Below are 15,220 nucleotides of genomic sequence, written 5' to 3'. Positions count from 1 at the left end.
CGGCTGATCCCAGCGAATCCCCGCAACCATCCGTCACGTCCGTAGCACCTGCCCCTTAGCATCTGCGCATACGTATGCAACTACGGGCGGAGTTCCGTGCAAGCAGCCGTTCGATCCCTGGTCCGATGCCTTAGTTTGCACACCTCCTGGCGTCAAACGCGCTGCGCCATAGCAAATTTGGGGAGCGGCCAAATGCAGCTTTCCCGCCCGTATGTTACCGCCGCCCAGCGCCAGCATTGCGATTGGCGCAGCTTGGCGCTACCCCCTCAGCCATGCAATCGCAGGGGCAGAGAGGATAGACGCCATGTCCGACAGCACCACCGAACAGCCCCCCTTGCCCGCGGCCGCAGACCCCGTCAGCGCGGATGCCCGCAAGCTTCAGATCGCGTTGGTCGATGATGATCGCAACATCCTCACCACGGTGGCGATTGCGTTGCAGGCCGAAGGCTTTGCCACGCGGCTCTATTCCGATGGCGAGACCGCGCTGAAAGCGCTGCTCGACAATCCGCCGGACCTCGCTGTGTTCGATATCAAGATGCCCAAGATGGACGGGATGGAGCTGCTCCGCCGTCTGCGCGCGCATTCGCCGCTGCCGGTGATTTTCCTCACCAGCAAGGATGATGAAAGCGACGAGGAAGCCGGGCTGGAACTGGGCGCGGATGATTACATCGCCAAGCCGTTCAGCCTGCGCCTGCTGATCGCCCGCATCCGCGCGATCCTGCGGCGGGCCGAACCGCTGGTGGCAGGGGCCAGCCCCGCCGCCACGCCCGAACCAGCGCCCGCGACGCTCAACCGCGGCCGCCTGTTCATGGACCCGGCGCGCCATCAGGTGATGTGGGATGGCGAGACGGTCAGCCTCACCGTGACCGAATTCCTGATCCTTGAAGCCCTCGCGATCCGCCCCGGCGTGATCAAGAGCCGTAACCAGTTGATGGACGCGGCCTACCCCGACGACGTCTTCGTCGATGATCGCACGGTCGATAGCCATATCAAGCGGATGCGGCGCAAGTTCCGGTTGGTCGATCCCACCTTCGACGGCATCGAAACGCTCTACGGCGCGGGCTACAGCTTCACTGATGGCTAAAGGCGCAAGCGGTGAGCAGCTGACCGCCACCGGGCGGTTCGCGCTGACGGGCCGCATTCTGGCGGTCAACATCCTGCCGCTGCTGATCATGGGCGGCGGGCTGCTCTATCTCGATTCGTACCGCACGCAGCTGATTAACGAGCGGTTCAAGCTCGCCCGGATCGAAGCGCAGATCACTGCCGAGGCGCTGGCCGGGGCCACCCGCGAACGGCAGGAGGCGCTGCTGGTGCAGATCGGCAAGGAACAGCGGATGCGGCTGCGGATGTTCGATGCCAAAGGCGCACTGACCGCCGACAGCTTCGCGCTGGCCGAGCCGTCCTTCCGGTTCAATGACATCAGCGATGACGACTGGGAACAGCGCTTCTCGCGTTGGCTCGACCGCACGGTCGACACCATCGTCAGCGCCGAGGCGGTGCAGGACTATGTCGAGCCCGAAGCGCAGGAGGCGGACGCCTGGCCCGAACTCGCCCGCGCGCGCGAGCTCGGGCTGAGCCAAGTGCGGCTCTATGATTGGCGCGATGGCACGCCGGTCATCACCGCGGCCGTGCCGGTCGGCCTGCAAGGCGCGACACTGCTGACGGTGCGCAACGCGGTCGACATCACCGAAAGCGTGCGCGCGGCGCGCACCACGCTGGGCTTTGCGATGGTGCTGCTGCTGGCGGCCTCGGCGCTCTTGTCGCTGTTTCTGGCGCGGACCATCGTCACCCCCCTGCGGCTGCTGGCGCGCGCGGCGGTGCGGGTGAAGCAGGGGCGCGACCGCGAGGTCGAAGTGCCGCGCCTGCCCCAGCGCAGTGACGAGATCGGGCTGCTCGCCCGCGCGGTCTCGGACATGACCGGCGCGCTCCGGCAGCGGATCGACGCGGTCGATACCTTCGCGGCCGACGTGGCGCATGAAATCAAGAACCCGCTCGCCTCCCTGCGCAGTGCGATCGACACCCTGCCGCGCGTGGAAGACCCGGAGCTGCGGTCCGAACTGATCCAGATCGCCACCCATGACGTGCGCCGGATCGACCGCCTCGTCACTGAAATCGCCGCCGCCAGCCGGGTCGATGCCGAAATCAGCCGCGCGACGCTGGAACGGGTCGATCTGGCCGAACTGTTCGCGAACTTGATCCGCAGCCGTGAGGATCGCGGGATGAACGGCGGCAGGCGGATCGTGCTCGACGCGGCACCGGGCAGCCATATCGTGATGGGCGTGCCCACCCAGCTGGAACGCGTGGCCGAAAACCTGATCGACAACGCCGTGTCCTTCTCGCCCGCAGACGGCGTGGTCAGCGTCTCGATCCGCCGGACCGGGGGCCAGAGCATCACCGAAGTCTGCGACGAAGGCCCCGGCATCGCCGCCGATGCGCGCGAGGCAGTGTTCCGGCGGTTCCATTCCGACCGGCCCGAGGGCGAGAGCTTCGGCAATCACTCCGGCCTCGGCCTCGCCATCGGCCGCGCGATTGCCGAGGCGCATGACGGCACGCTCAGCGCAGACGCCCGCCCCGACGGCGCGCCCGGCGCGTGCCTGCGGCTGCGCTTGCCGGCAGCATGAGCGAGACCGTGATACAGGCAAGCGCGGTGGTGATCGGGGGCCGCGCGCTGCTGATCGAAGGGCCGCCGGGCAGCGGCAAATCCAGCCTCGCGCTGGCATTGGTGGATCGCGGCGCGGGGCTGATCGGCGATGACGGCGTGACGCTGACAGTGGAAGACGACGTGCTCATCGCCAGCCCGCCGCCGCACATTGCCGGGCTTATGGAAGTGCGCGGGGTCGGCCTTGTCACCCTCCCCGTCGCCCCGCCCGCGCCGGTTGCGCTGATCCTTCAGCTGGGCGGCCCGGTGTCGGAGCGCCTCCCCGAAACACCGCTCGCCCGGCGCATCATCAACGGGGTTGCCGTGCCGATACTCGGCTTCGATTCCGGCACCATCGCCCCCGCTCCGCGCGCCGAATGGGCGCTCGCCATGCATGGTCTCGACATCAAACCCGCTTCCCTTTGCCGCCCAGACGCGCCAGATGACAGCGCATGAGCGAGCCTGAAGCCCCTCTTCCCCAGCGCCAGCTGCTGCTGGTCACTGGCCTTGCCGGCGCGGGCAAGTCGACCACGCTAGCGGTGCTGGAGGATCTTGGCTGGGAGACGATCGACAACTTCCCGGTGCGGATGCTCAAGCGCCTCGTCACCATGCCCGACGAAGCGCGCGGGCCGCTCGCCATCGGGTTCGATTCGCGCACCCGCGGCTTTGTCCCGGCCGACATCATCGCGCTGATGAAGGACCTCGCCGCCCGGCCCGACATCGCACTCACCTTCCTGTTTCTCGACTGCGCCGGGGGCGAGCTTGAACGCCGCTTCAATGAAACCCGCCGCCGCCACCCTATGGCTGACGGACGCCCTGTGCAGGAGGGCATCGCCGCCGAGCGCGAATTGCTCGAACCCCTGCGCCGCTGGGCCGAGGTGATGATCGACACCACGGCGATGAGCAGCAATGATCTGCAAACCCGCATCCGCGAGCTGTTCGATCCGGCCAGCAAAGAAGCGGGCGTGACGATCACCCTGTCGAGCTTCGGCTTTGCCCGCGGGATGCCGCCGCTCGCCGATCTGGTGTTCGACATGCGCTTCCTCGACAATCCGCACTGGGTGCCCGAGCTGCGCGAACAGACCGGGCAGGACGCCGCCGTGGGCGCGCATATCGAGCGAGACCCCGCCTTTGCCGAAGCGTTTGAACGCATGCGCGACCTCTTGCTGATGCTGCTCCCGCGCTATGCCCGGCAGGGAAAGCCCTATGTCCATATCGCCTTTGGCTGTACCGGCGGGAGACACCGATCGGTCTTCACCACCGAGCGGATGGCTCAGGCCTTGCGCACCGCCGGGTTTTCGCCCACTGTCCGGCACCGCAATCTGGGCTCGCGTGCGGCCGATACCATTGAACGGGATCGCCGCTAGGACCCGGCACGGTAGAATCCGCCGCAATGCACCCCGCACGCATTGTCGGTTAAGGTAGAAACGCGTAAGGCAGCCCCCTTGGCGGGCAGTTAACGGACCCCTATTCACGCATGATCGGCTTGATCCTGGTAACCCATGGCCGCCTCGCGGACCAGTTTGTCGAGGCAATGGAGCACGTGGTCGGCCCGCAGGACGGGATCGTCACGGTCTGCATCGGCCCCAGTGACGATATGGAGCAGCGCCGCGCCGACATTGCGGACGCGATTGCTTCGGTCGACAATGGCAAGGGCGTCATCATCCTCACCGACCTGTTCGGCGGCACCCCGTCGAATCTGGCGATCTCGCTGCTCGATGCCGGGCATGTCGAGGTGATCGCGGGCATCAATCTGCCGATGCTGATCCGGCTCGCCGGTGCGCGCAAGGCGATGGATGTCTCCGCCGCGGTCCACGCTGCGCAGACCGCCGGGCGCAATTACATCACCATCGCCAGCGAATTGCTGGGGCAGGACACTGCCCCCGCACGGGCCAAGGCCTGAAGGCTCGCTGCGTGGGGGAAGCACGGCAAAGCGTCACCATCGTCAACCGCCGGGGCCTGCACGCCCGGGCGAGCGCGAAGTTCGTCGGCGCGGTGGCCACCCTGCCCGATGGCGTGAAAGTCACCGTCACCAAAGCTCCGCATAGCGCGGCGGGCGGATCGATCCTCGGGTTGATGATGCTGGGCGCGGCCAAGGGCGACACGGTCGAAGTTGCGGTTGAGGGTGAAAACGCCGAGGCGGTGCTGGCCGATCTGATCGCGCTGGTCGCGGGCGGCTTCGGGGAAGATTGACGCGCGCGGCCCAAACCGCCAGCGATCCCGCCATGCGCAAGCACATCACCGGCTTTTCCAATCCGACCGTCAAATATCTGCGGTCCCTGCGCGACAAGAAGCATCGCAAGCGCGCCGGCCAGTTTCTGGTCGAAGGGCTGCGGCTGCTTGAGGACGCGCGCGCTTCGGGCCGGGTGCCGCAGACGCTGGTGATGGCCGAGGGGCGCGAGCACACGCTGCTCGCCCGGCTTGAGGCTGACGTTGTGGCGGCAGGCGGTGAGGTGATCGAAACCACGCCCGACATCCTCTCCAAGATCACTGGCAAGGACAATGCCCAGAGCGTCGCGGGGGTGTTCGACGAATGGGACACGGCGCTTGAGACGCTGGACCGCAGCGCCGCGCCGATCTGGCTGGCGGCGCAGGCGCTGCGCGATCCGGGCAATCTCGGCACGATGCTGCGCACCTGCGACGCGGTGGGCGCTGGCGGGCTGATCCTGATCGACGATTGCGCTGACCCCTTCAGCGCCGAAGCCGTCCGCGCGAGCATGGGCGCGGTGTTCACCGTGGGCGTAGCGCAGGCGCGGTGGGAGGAATTTTTGCCGTGGTTGCGCGGTAGCGCAGGCCAGCTGGTGGCAGCATCCCTGCGCGATGCGGTGCCCTATCGCGGGGCGGCCTATGCGGCTCCGTGCTTCATTCTGGTCGGCAACGAATCGCAGGGGCTGCCGGAGGACTATGAGGCGGCCTGCGATCTGCGCGTCACCATGCCGATGAAGGGCCGCGCGGATTCCCTAAACGCAGCGGTCGCGGGCGCTGTGCTGGCTTACGAGGTGCTGGCGGCGATTGGCGAAGCCTGACCAGGCGCAGCGTTCACGCGTTGCCGATGCACCAGGGATCAGGCTTCATGTCGACCGGCGGATCGGCCAGCCCGGGCTGCGGGAAGCGCGCCTTGAAGGTGAAGCTCTGCGGGGTCGGGCCATAACGATCCAGCATCCACAGGCGCGAAAGTCCCTCGTCGATGCTGGGGCGGTGGCCTGCGGGCACCCACCACAGGGCCTGATAGGCGCCTTCGAAGCGGTGGAAGTATTCGCGCCGCCGCGCCATTTCGGGGGTGTGCCCTGAACGATAGACGAAGGCGAACAGACTTTCCGCGTCCTGCCATACCGACATGTTGAGCAGCAGCAGCGGATCGGAGGCGACGTCGAAGTCAGTGGCATTGCCGCTGTCCGATTGCAGCCGTCAGATGAAGCCGGGCGAGGTATCGGCGATGGCGTTGATCCGTTCGAGCGCGTCGAAGAAGGGCTGCACCCGCGGATCGCCCTCGGGGGCGAGTAGCTTGCCGATATTGATCTGCGCCAGTTGCCAACCGCTGCCCTGCCCGTCCATCCGCTCTACTCCGCTGCGTCCTTACTTGCCTCAAGTGCCGGGTACTCGGCGTCCACCGCGTCGCCATCAGCCGCATTGTAACGCGGCGCGCTTTCCACGAGCGGCACGTCCTCGATTTCGCGCTTGCCGATTTCGATGCCCTTCTCGGCCAGCCGCCGTCCGGATGACAGCACGTTGCGCTCAAAGCTGCCGACGAACTTGTTGTAATTGTTGACCGCGCTTTCGAGCCCGCCGCCGACGCGCTTGAGGTGCTCGGCTGCGGTGGCGAGGCGGTCATACAATTCCGCGCCCATCCGGCCGATCTCCGCCGCTTCGCTCGCCATCTTGTCCTGCCGCCACACCTGCGCGACGGTGCGCGCGATCGCGACGAGGTTGGTCGGGGTCGCCAGCAGCACCTTGTTGCGGAAAGCGAAGTCCCACAATTCGGGATCATGTTCGAGCGCGGCGGCAACGAAATGCTCGCCCGGCACAAACATCACCACATAATCGGGCGCGTCGTCGAACTGGCTCTGGTAGCTTTTCGAACCCAGCGTCTGCACATGGTTGCGCATCGATTTGGCGTGGAGGTCGAGGTGGCGCTTTCGCTCGCCTTCGTCATCGGCCTCGAACGCGGCCTGATAGGCGTTGAGCGACACCTTGGCGTCGATCACAAGCTTCTTCTGCCCCGGCACATTGACGATCGCATCGGGCCGCAACCGGCCATCGGCAGTGTCCATCGATTGTTCGAGGTGGAAATCCGTATGTTCGGCCAGCCCGCATTGTTCGAGCACGTTCTGCAAGGCCCGCTCCCCCCAGCGCCCGCGCGCTTTGGGGGCGTTGGTGAGCGAATTGCCGAGCCGCTGCGCCTCGCGCCGCACCTGTTCCTGCCCGTCGCGCATCGACTGGATCAGGCCGGAGAGCTGCCCGAAGGCATCGGTGCGCTTGGCCTCCAGCTCGGCGACCTGCCGCTCGTAGCTCGCCAGCTTGTCGCCCACGGGAGACAGCAGCGCCTTGAGCTTGGCCTCGCCCGCTTCCTCGGACTGGCGGAACCGCGCATCGGCCCGCTCCAGAAAGGCCTTCTGCGCTTGCTCCAGCACCCGGCTGCCGGCGTTTTCAAACTCCTTGCGCAAGGACTCCTGCGCGGCGAGCAGGCCCGCCTTCTGTTCGGCAAAGGCCTTCTCCCGCTCAGCCGCAGCGCTTTCCAGCGCGGCGAGGCGTTCCGCCAGCGCCGCACGGTCGGCCTGCACGGCATCGAGCCGCGACAACAAGCCATCTGCCTGCCCCGCCCGTTCCTTCAGCCCGGCGACTTCAATGCGCGCTTCGCCCAACTCCGCAATGGCGCGGGCGAATTTCGCCTCCCCCTCGGCCCCGCTCGCCTCGGCCGCAGCGAGCCGCGCGCGCAGGTCTGCCAGCGGACGTGAGGCGAGGAACCAGCCGAGCGCGGTGCCGATAACGAGGGCGACGATCGAGAGAATCGCAGGGTCCATTACTGCTCCAATTGACCGATGAGGAGGCGGGCATGCCCCGCCTCCTCGCGTCGGTCACCTGGTTTACCAAGCGATGTCAGTCTTTGCCTGCTCCTCTGTCAGAAATCCGACAGAGGACTGGAACATGCACTGAGCGCCGTCATTTGACAGCACCACCCAGTAACAAAGACCGTCAATCCAACGCAGCACATAGGGACGACAAGACATGCCGTGTCCTTTCTTGCTGCAATGTTCGGGATTTTGGCCGCCAAAGTCAGGGAGGCATCAACTAAAAAATTACGCCGTGGGCTCCGCAAATACGTCCGCCTTTTTAAAGGGCGTTTCGCAGGCAAAAGCTTATTCGCGTCGGTTTTAGTGTCGCATGTGACCGTTCGCCGCCGTTCCAACGTACTCGCCCGTCGGCGTTTCAGGGAATCGTTAGGCACCTCCTATTCTTAGAACAGGATGCGAACATATCACGCTTGCTAACCGAGTCCAACAGCCTCGCGGTGAAAATGTTGGAAAGCTTGTGGCTACGCCGCGCGGCGGATCTTCTCGAGCTTCTTCAACACCATCGCCTTCTTCAGCCGCGACAGGTGGTCGATGAACAAGATGCCTTCGAGGTGGTCCATCTCGTGCTGCAAGCAGGTCGCCATCAGGCCGGTGAGGTGTTCCTCGTGCGTGTTGCCATCGAGGTCCTGATACCGCACCGTGCAGGTCGCCGGGCGGTCGACGTCCGCGTAGATTTCGGGGACCGAGAGGCAGCCTTCCTGATAGGTCGACAGCTCCTTGGCCGGATCGACGATCACCGGATTGATGAACACGCGCGGATCATTCTTGGTCGCGGGGTGCGTGTGCGAATGGCCGTCATGGCTGCATTCGACGGGCTCGGCGTCGGGGTCTTCGGGCTGGAGATCGATCACCAGCACCCGCTTGGGCACGCCGACCTGAATCGCGGCCAGACCGATGCCGGGGGCATCATACATCGTCTCGAACATGTCTTCGACCAGCGTGCGCAGGTCGTCGTTGAACTCGTGGGGTTCAACCGGAGTCGAGACGGTCTTCAGCCGGGGGTCCGGCACTTCAAGGATTTCGCGGATAGCCATGAGGCCCGAAATAGGGGCCGCGCCAGCAAGGTGCAAGCATGATGCTGCGATCAGAGTGATCGACGCAACCAGCGCTTGCCAACATGGCCGCACGCAGGGCAGCGCCCGAAATAAGACTTTTCCGCATTGGCCTTGTAGCGGATGCCGCCCGTATCCCACACGCTTTCGCGATGGCTGCATTGGCTGCATTCATACGCCCACTCACGCGATTCGCGCTCGACTCCGGGGCCGAAAAGCCAGGTGACGAACCGTTGCGTGCGGTTCATCCGACCGGCCTTCGCGCCCGGAGCGCCTGCGCCAAGGTGCCTTCGTCGAGGTAATCAAGCTCACCACCCACCGGCAAGCCGTGGGCGAGCTGAGTCACGCGCACCGGGAAGGCCTCAAGCCGCTCGGCAATGTAATGCGCGGTGGTCTGGCCTTCCAGGGTGGCGTTCATGGCGAGCACCACCTCGTCGATCCCGCCGCTTTCGACGCGGGCGAGCAAGCTGGCGATGTTGAGGTTTTCGGGCGCGATGCCGTCGAGTGCCGAGAGCCTGCCGCCGAGCACATGGTAGCGCCCGGGAAACAGCCGCGCGCGGTCGAGCGCCCAAACGTCCGACACTTCCTCCACCACGCACAGCGCGCGCCCGTCGCGGCGCGGGTCGGTGCAGATGGCGCAGGGGTCGGACGTGTCGACATTGCCGCAGGTCTGACACTCGACCAGCGTTTCAGCGACGCCCGCCAGCGCTTCGAGCAAAGCGGGGAGCGCAGATTCGCGGTGCTTGACCAGCCACAGCACCGCCCGCCGCGCGGAACGCGGTCCCAGGCCCGGCAGCCGGGCGAGCGCGGAACTCAGCGCCTCGATCTCTTGCGATGCCATGGGGGGAGAGATAGGGGCTGCGCTTCGCTTAACAAAGGCTGCGGGGCACGCTTATGCGCATCATCTTCATGGGGACGCCCGATTTCGCGGTCCCGGCCCTGCGCGCGCTCCATACTGCGGGGCATGAGGTGGTGTGCGTCTACACCCAGCCGCCGCGGCCAGCGGGCCGGGGCAAGCAGCTCAGCCCCTCTCCCGTGCAAGTGGCGGCGGAGGGTTTGGGCCTGCCGGTGCGTTCGCCCGTGTCGCTCAGGAACGCCGAGGCGCACGCGGCGTTCGCGGCGCTGAATGCCGATGTGGCGGTGGTCGCGGCTTACGGCTTGATCCTGCCGCAGCCGGTGCTCGATGCGCCGGTGCATGGGTGCCTCAACATTCACGCCAGCCTGCTGCCACGCTGGCGCGGCGCCGCGCCGATCCACCGCGCAGTGATGGCGGGGGATGCCGAGACGGGCGTCACCATCATGCAGATGGAAGCGGGTCTCGATACCGGGCCGATGCTGCACAAGGTCACGGTGCCAGTGGGGCGCAAGACGACGGGCGAGCTGTTCGAGGAATTGGGCACGCTGGGCGCGGCGGCGATGGTGGCGGTGTTGGCTGATCTCGCCGCCTTCCCGCCCGAGGTTCAGGACGACACGGCGGCGATCTACGCGCCCAAGATCGACAAGGCCGAGGCGAAGATCGACTGGGCCGAAGGTGCCGAGGTGATCGAGCGCAAGGTGCGCGGGCTGGCGCCGTTTCCGGGTGCTTGGTTTGAGTTGGAGGGCGAACGCGTGAAGCTGTTGCTCGCCGAGGTGGCGGGCGCCAGCGGCGCACCCGGCGTGGTGCTGGACGACGACTTCACCATCGCCTGTGGGACAGGCACGATCCGGCCCCTGCGGCTCCAGCGCGCGGGCAAGCCAGTGCTGGACCGCAGCGAATTCCTGCGCGGTCGGCCGGTGGCGGCGGGGACGGTGCTGCGGTGAGTCACCAAACAACATCGTCATCCCGGCGCGGGCCGGGACCCGGTGCCGCAAGCGCAGAGCGTGCCGCTCTGGGCCCCGGCTTGCGCCGGGGTGACGGATTGGCGCAATGACCCGCTTCGCCCTCACCTTGGAATTCGACGGCACGCCCTTCTTCGGGCTGCAACGCCAGTCGCACGGACCGAGCGTGCAGCAAAGCATCGAGGATGCCATCGCGCGGATCACCGGCGAGACCGTCACCCTCCACTCCGCCGGGCGCACGGATGCAGGCGTGCACGCGCTGGCAATGCGCAGCCATGTCGATATCGAAAAGCCCTTCGACCCCTTCCGCCTGATGGCCGCAATCAACGCCCAGGTGCGGCCCGATCCCGTCGCAGTGACCGCCTGCGAGGTGGTGCCGGACGATTGGCACGCGCGCTTTTCCTGCACCGGGCGGCGTTACCTGTATCGCATCGCCAACCGCCGCGCGCCGCTGACGCTCCAGCGCGACCGGGCGTGGCATGTCGCGCAGCCGCTCGACGCGGACGCGATGCACCGCGCCGCGCAGGCGCTGGTGGGGCATCACGATTTCACCACCTTCCGCTCGGTCCATTGCCAGGCCACCGATCCGGTGAAGTCGCTCGATCTGCTTGATGTGGAGCAGGTGGGCGAGGAAATCCACATCCACGCCGCCGCGCGTTCGTTCCTGCATCATCAGGTGCGCAGCATGGTCGGCTGCCTCAAGCTGGTCGGCGCAGGCACATGGCCGGAAAGCCGCATGGCCGAGGCACTGGCGGCGCGGGATCGCAACGCGCTCGGCCTCAACGCCCCGCCGCACGGGCTCTATTTCGTCGCGGCGACCTATCCCGATTGACCTTTCCCTTCGTCATTGCGAGGAGCCTCGAGAGAGGCGACGCGGCAATCCATGTTCCGATGTTGCAATCCTGACGGACCTTCGGGCCATGGATTGCTTCGCTGCGCTCGCAATGACGAAAAAGGGATAAGCAGGATGACCACCGGAAAGCAGCTCTTCACCACCCTCACCGCCGACGGCAAACTGACGCTGGAAGTTGCAGAGAGCACCTTCCCCGCGCCCACGGGCAATCAGGTGCTGGTCAAGATGGAAGCCGCACCGATCAACCCGAGCGATCTTGCGATCCTCACCTCTGCGGCCGATTTCGAGACGGCGGAATATACTCCCGGCAAGGTCGTCGCCACCATGCCCGAGCCGTTCCTGACCGGGAACAAGGGCCGCCACGGCCAGCGCCTGCCTGCGGGCAACGAGGGCGCGGGCACCGTCATCGCCACCGGCGATAGCGACATGGCCAAGGCGCTGATGGGCCAGCGCGTCGCCTGCGTCCCCGGCAATGCCTTCTCGCAATACGCCATCGCCGATGCGATGATGTGCATCCCGCTGGGCGATCACTCGAGCGAGACCGGTGCGTCGAGCTTCGTCAACCCGATGACCGCACTGGGCTTTGTCGAGACGGCGAAGATGGAAGGCCACTCGGCGATCATCCACCTCGCCGCCGCCTCCAACCTCGGCCAGATGCTCAATCGCATTTGCGTCGAAGACGGGATGAAGCTGGTCAACATCGTCCGCAAGGACGAGCATGTTGAACTACTGAAGTCGCAGGGCGCGACCTATGTGGTGAACTCGTCGGCACCCACCTACATGGCCGACCTGCGCGCCGCGATTGCCGAGACCGGCGCCTTCCTCGGCTTCGATCCGATCGGCGGCGGGCAGGCCAGCGATGGCGTGTTGAAGGCGATGGAACAGGTCGCGGCGAGCCAGATGGGCGAGTTTTCGCGCTATGGTTCGAACCAGCAGAAGAAGATGTATATCTACGGCCGGCTTGACCTCAGCCCGACGATCCTGACGCCGTCCTATGGCCTGCAATGGAGCATCGCCGGCTGGCTGCTGACGCCGTTCCTCCAGCGCGCGGGCATGGAAACCGTGGTGCGGATGCGTAGCCGGGTTCAGGCGAACCTCACCACGACCTTTGCCTCCCATTACAAGGCCAAGGTGACGCTCGAAGGGATGCTGGAGAAGGCCGCGATCTGCGATTACCGCCAGATGAAGACCGGCGAGAAGTATCTGGTCACGCCCTGGGGGTGATTTGTCCCACCACCGTCGCCCCGGATCAAGCCGTGGGCGACGGGTGGGGGGCGGTGCAGTTTCCCGTTAGCCGCGCCCAAGCGTGGGCAGCGGCCCGGCGGCGAGGTGTCCCAGGATGCGGTGCAGCGCCGCTTTGTTGCTGTCATCCTCGGCACTCTCTAGCGCGTCTTCGAGCACTTCGCGCAGGTCGTCCGCCTCGACCGGTTCCATGTCCCAATGCGGATACAAGCGCTCGCGCACCTCGACGCTCTGGTCGAGCGTGACGATGTCATGATGCCGCACATCACCATGCAGTTGGGCGATAAGGGTCTGCACCTCGGCAGGAGGCCCTTCGATCCACTGGAAGAACACCCCGCTGCCGAACACCAGCACGCCGGTGATGCCGCGCGCGACATTGCGGCGTTGTGAAAACGCCACCAAGCGGCTGACCTCGTCTGCGTCGACATTGTCGGCGGCAAGACTGCAATAGACGAAGGTTTCGAGCATGACGGCAGCCGGATCCAGTTCGGCATCGTCTGAGAAACCGGGTTCGTCGAACATGGGGAAGCTCACTTTACTGGTGGCGGGCGGAGAGTGCCTCCCGATTTCGCGCCGGGGTTAGCGCATCTCTCGCGACTTTGTAAGGAAGCGGTGACGCATCCCGCCACGCATCGCTCACGCCCCGTCGAACGCCGCCTGCACCTCTGCCGCATCGGTGATGCCGTTTGCCACCAGCACCATCAGCAGCATCCGCGCCTTGGCCGGGCCGAGTGCCCTTGCCGCCACCAGCCCGAGTGCGTCGTCATCAACCTCGACATTGCGGTCGACGATGCCTTCGTCGACCCGGCTGGACCGCACCACCGGCACCCCGCGCGCCGCGGCTTGGGACAGGGCTGCGATCACGCTGGCAGGTGCGTTGCCCTGCCCCATTCCGGCCAGCACCACGCTCTTGCAGCCGATGCCGAGCAGGGCTTCGACCGGCTGTTCGTCCATACCTGCGCCCGCAGTCAGGATCGCGACACGCGGCAGCCGTTCCGGGAAGGCATAGCGTGCGCCCTCCCCCGCACGGTGCGGGGAGCCGAACCAGTCGAGGCTCGCAGGCGTCACGCGCGCCAATGGCCCCCTTGGGAAGCTGCGGAACGCGTCGATCGCCGAGGTCGCGGCCTTGCGCGCATCGCGGGCCGAGAGCACCGCATCGCCCATCACCAGCATCACCCCGCGCCCGGCGGCGGCAGGATCGCTCGCCACCTTCACCGCATTGGCGAAGTTGCGCATCCCGTCCGCACCCACCGCGTCAGCGGGCCGCATCGCACCTACCAGCACGATCGGCTTGGGGCTCGGCAAGGTGAGGTCGAGCAGGAAGCCGGTTTCTTCCGCTGTGTCCGTGCCGTGGGTTATGATCACGCCTGCGATGGCCGGATCAGCTAGCGCGGCGGCGCAGGCGGCGTGGAGCGCCTGCCATTCGGCAAAGCCAATATCCTGCGACCCGATCCGCGCAATCTCCTGCGATACCAGCTTGGCATCGAGGCCGAGCGCGGCAAGGTGGCCGACCAGCACCTCCAGCGCCAGCCCGCCGGGGCGATAGGCCGCGCCGGTGGCGCCGCTGCCCGCGCCGGCAATCGTGCCGCCAGTGCCGAGAACAAGAATGCGTGGGGATGTCATGCGCGCGGCCCTAGAGCCTGTCAGTCCGCGGGGGAAGCGTTGAACTGTTCGAACACGGCCGCCAGACCCGGCACATCGCTCTCCGCCCGCAGCGACGCGAGCGCTTCGTCGATGTCGATTTCAAGCTGCGTGATCCCCGCCTCGTACCCCGTCCCCTCCGCGCCGAGCGAGCGGGCCAGGGTCAGCGCAGGGCGGTTTTCCGGCAGGATATTGACCGACAGATGGCCGAGCCCCTCGCGCTGGCAATCGAGCAGCAGCACCGCGCAGAGCAGCCGCGCAAGGCCCCTCCCGTGGTATTCGTCCACCACCGCGACCGAGAATTCCGCCGTGCCGGGATCGTCGGCCTCGCGGAAGGCATGGACCACGCCCAGCGCGGGCGCATCCGGCAGATCGGAGCGCAGCGCGCCCCAAGCGATGTGATCATGCCCGTCCACTGTCACCAGTGCGCGCAGCACCTGCGGCGGCGCCTCGCGCATCCCGGAGAAGAACCGCAGATAGCGCGACTGGGGCGAAAGCTGGGCGATTCCCTCCTTGATGCGCTGCTCATCATCCTTGCGCACCCGGCGGATGCACACCGGGGTTCCGTCATTCAGCTGCGTCTCGATGATCATGCCGTCGGCGTCCTGCTGCGGTTGCGGCGGTGTTCTAGCATCTTTGGCGGGCCAGGGGCAAAGGCAGCAAAGGCCGCTTGACCCCCGCCCGCTTGTCGCTAAATCGCACCCACCTGCACTGCGCGGGCGGTTAGCTCAGTTGGTAGAGCATCTCGTTTACACCGAGAGGGTCAGCGGTTCGAGCCCGTTACCGCCCACCAGTTTTCACCAGACACAACCATCCGGGGGATGGTTTTGCGTGAAAACTCCCGAGCGCAAGCGAAGGGGTGCCGCCACCTCTACCCCGCCCATACTATCAGGCGCGCGCCGCC

General features: G+C 66.4%; 17 protein-coding genes, 1 tRNA gene and 1 pseudogene. 11 read left to right on the top strand and 8 right to left on the bottom strand.

The window, feature by feature from the left end:
- The first annotated feature begins 304 nt into the window (after positions 1-304).
- From GVM20_RS01655 to GVM20_RS01625, 7 genes are all read left to right on the top strand, one after another.
- Positions 305-1,084 (top strand): response regulator transcription factor, encoded by a 780-nt coding sequence (locus GVM20_RS01655; protein WP_234031799.1) that lies wholly within the window; start codon positions 305-307, stop codon positions 1,082-1,084.
- Positions 1,077-2,621: a sensor histidine kinase gene (locus tag GVM20_RS01650; protein WP_166545572.1), complete on the top strand. Its 1,545-nt coding sequence runs from the start codon at positions 1,077-1,079 to the stop codon at positions 2,619-2,621. Before GVM20_RS01655 ends, GVM20_RS01650 begins: the two co-directional genes overlap by 8 nt.
- A complete protein-coding gene (locus GVM20_RS01645; protein WP_166545571.1) occupies positions 2,618-3,094 on the top strand; it encodes an HPr kinase/phosphorylase in 477 nt (158 codons plus the stop codon). Before GVM20_RS01650 ends, GVM20_RS01645 begins: the two co-directional genes overlap by 4 nt.
- Entirely contained in the window at positions 3,091-4,005 is a 915-nt protein-coding gene (gene rapZ, locus GVM20_RS01640) for an RNase adapter RapZ (RefSeq protein ID WP_166545570.1), read from the top strand. Before GVM20_RS01645 ends, rapZ begins: the two co-directional genes overlap by 4 nt.
- Positions 4,006-4,115: 110 nt before the next feature.
- Positions 4,116-4,541, top strand: coding sequence for a PTS sugar transporter subunit IIA (locus GVM20_RS01635; protein WP_166545569.1), 426 nt, complete (start codon positions 4,116-4,118; stop codon positions 4,539-4,541).
- Between the two features lie 11 nt (positions 4,542-4,552).
- The gene (locus tag GVM20_RS01630; RefSeq protein ID WP_166545568.1) at positions 4,553-4,831 is read left to right on the top strand and encodes an HPr family phosphocarrier protein; all 279 of its coding nucleotides are present in this window, start codon (positions 4,553-4,555) and stop codon (positions 4,829-4,831) included.
- A 32-nt stretch (positions 4,832-4,863) separates the two neighbouring features.
- Complete coding sequence (locus tag GVM20_RS01625; protein ID WP_166545567.1) at positions 4,864-5,664, top strand: TrmH family RNA methyltransferase; 801 nt, start codon at positions 4,864-4,866, stop codon at positions 5,662-5,664.
- A 13-nt stretch (positions 5,665-5,677) separates the two neighbouring features.
- On the opposite strand, the pseudogene GVM20_RS01620 reads toward GVM20_RS01625, so the two are convergent.
- The 5 genes and pseudogenes from GVM20_RS01620 to recR form a co-directional block, all read right to left on the bottom strand.
- Positions 5,678-6,193, bottom strand: a pseudogene (locus GVM20_RS01620) (DUF3291 domain-containing protein).
- A gap of 5 nt (positions 6,194-6,198) precedes the next feature.
- A complete protein-coding gene (locus GVM20_RS01615; protein ID WP_166545566.1) occupies positions 6,199-7,659 on the bottom strand; it encodes a DNA recombination protein RmuC in 1,461 nt (486 codons plus the stop codon).
- Positions 7,660-8,171: 512 nt separating this feature from the next.
- The gene (locus GVM20_RS01610) at positions 8,172-8,744 is read right to left on the bottom strand and encodes a peptide deformylase (RefSeq protein WP_166545565.1); all 573 of its coding nucleotides are present in this window, start codon (positions 8,742-8,744) and stop codon (positions 8,172-8,174) included.
- A gap of 50 nt (positions 8,745-8,794) precedes the next feature.
- A complete protein-coding gene (locus tag GVM20_RS01605; protein ID WP_166545564.1) occupies positions 8,795-9,010 on the bottom strand; it encodes a hypothetical protein in 216 nt (71 codons plus the stop codon).
- On the bottom strand, positions 9,007-9,603 hold the full coding sequence (gene recR / locus GVM20_RS01600; RefSeq protein ID WP_166545563.1) for a recombination mediator RecR: 597 nt from the start codon (positions 9,601-9,603) through the stop codon (positions 9,007-9,009). The genes GVM20_RS01605 and recR overlap by 4 nt, the downstream gene beginning before the upstream one ends.
- A 53-nt stretch (positions 9,604-9,656) precedes the next feature.
- Between recR and fmt the strand changes: the two genes are divergently transcribed.
- From fmt to GVM20_RS01585, 3 genes are all read left to right on the top strand, one after another.
- Positions 9,657-10,562 carry a methionyl-tRNA formyltransferase gene (gene fmt / locus GVM20_RS01595; RefSeq protein WP_166545562.1) on the top strand — a complete coding sequence of 302 codons (906 nt, stop codon included), beginning with the start codon at positions 9,657-9,659 and terminating at the stop codon, positions 10,560-10,562.
- A 106-nt stretch (positions 10,563-10,668) separates the two neighbouring features.
- Positions 10,669-11,412 carry a tRNA pseudouridine(38-40) synthase TruA gene (gene truA / locus GVM20_RS01590; RefSeq protein WP_166545561.1) on the top strand — a complete coding sequence of 248 codons (744 nt, stop codon included), beginning with the start codon at positions 10,669-10,671 and terminating at the stop codon, positions 11,410-11,412.
- Between the two features lie 135 nt (positions 11,413-11,547).
- The gene (locus GVM20_RS01585; protein WP_166545560.1) at positions 11,548-12,657 is read left to right on the top strand and encodes a zinc-binding dehydrogenase; all 1,110 of its coding nucleotides are present in this window, start codon (positions 11,548-11,550) and stop codon (positions 12,655-12,657) included.
- Between the two features lie 66 nt (positions 12,658-12,723).
- Here the strand turns inward: GVM20_RS01585 and GVM20_RS01580 are convergent, their stop codons facing one another.
- From GVM20_RS01580 to GVM20_RS01570, 3 genes are all read right to left on the bottom strand, one after another.
- On the bottom strand, positions 12,724-13,197 hold the full coding sequence (locus GVM20_RS01580; protein WP_166545559.1) for a BLUF domain-containing protein: 474 nt from the start codon (positions 13,195-13,197) through the stop codon (positions 12,724-12,726).
- A gap of 114 nt (positions 13,198-13,311) precedes the next feature.
- Positions 13,312-14,298, bottom strand: coding sequence for an asparaginase (locus GVM20_RS01575; protein WP_166545558.1), 987 nt, complete (start codon positions 14,296-14,298; stop codon positions 13,312-13,314).
- A 20-nt stretch (positions 14,299-14,318) separates the two neighbouring features.
- Positions 14,319-14,909: a GNAT family N-acetyltransferase gene (locus GVM20_RS01570; RefSeq protein WP_199799402.1), complete on the bottom strand. Its 591-nt coding sequence runs from the start codon at positions 14,907-14,909 to the stop codon at positions 14,319-14,321.
- Positions 14,910-15,033: 124 nt separating this feature from the next.
- Here GVM20_RS01570 and GVM20_RS01565 point away from each other — a divergent pair.
- Positions 15,034-15,109 (top strand) — tRNA-Val (locus tag GVM20_RS01565).
- The last annotated feature ends 111 nt before the right edge of the window (positions 15,110-15,220 follow it).

The sequence above is a fragment of the Porphyrobacter sp. SLTP genome, from assembly GCF_009905735.1.
Taxonomy (GTDB): domain Bacteria; phylum Pseudomonadota; class Alphaproteobacteria; order Sphingomonadales; family Sphingomonadaceae; genus Erythrobacter.
Note: the sequence above shows the minus strand (reverse complement) of the source record. Positions and strands in the feature narration are given on the sequence as shown.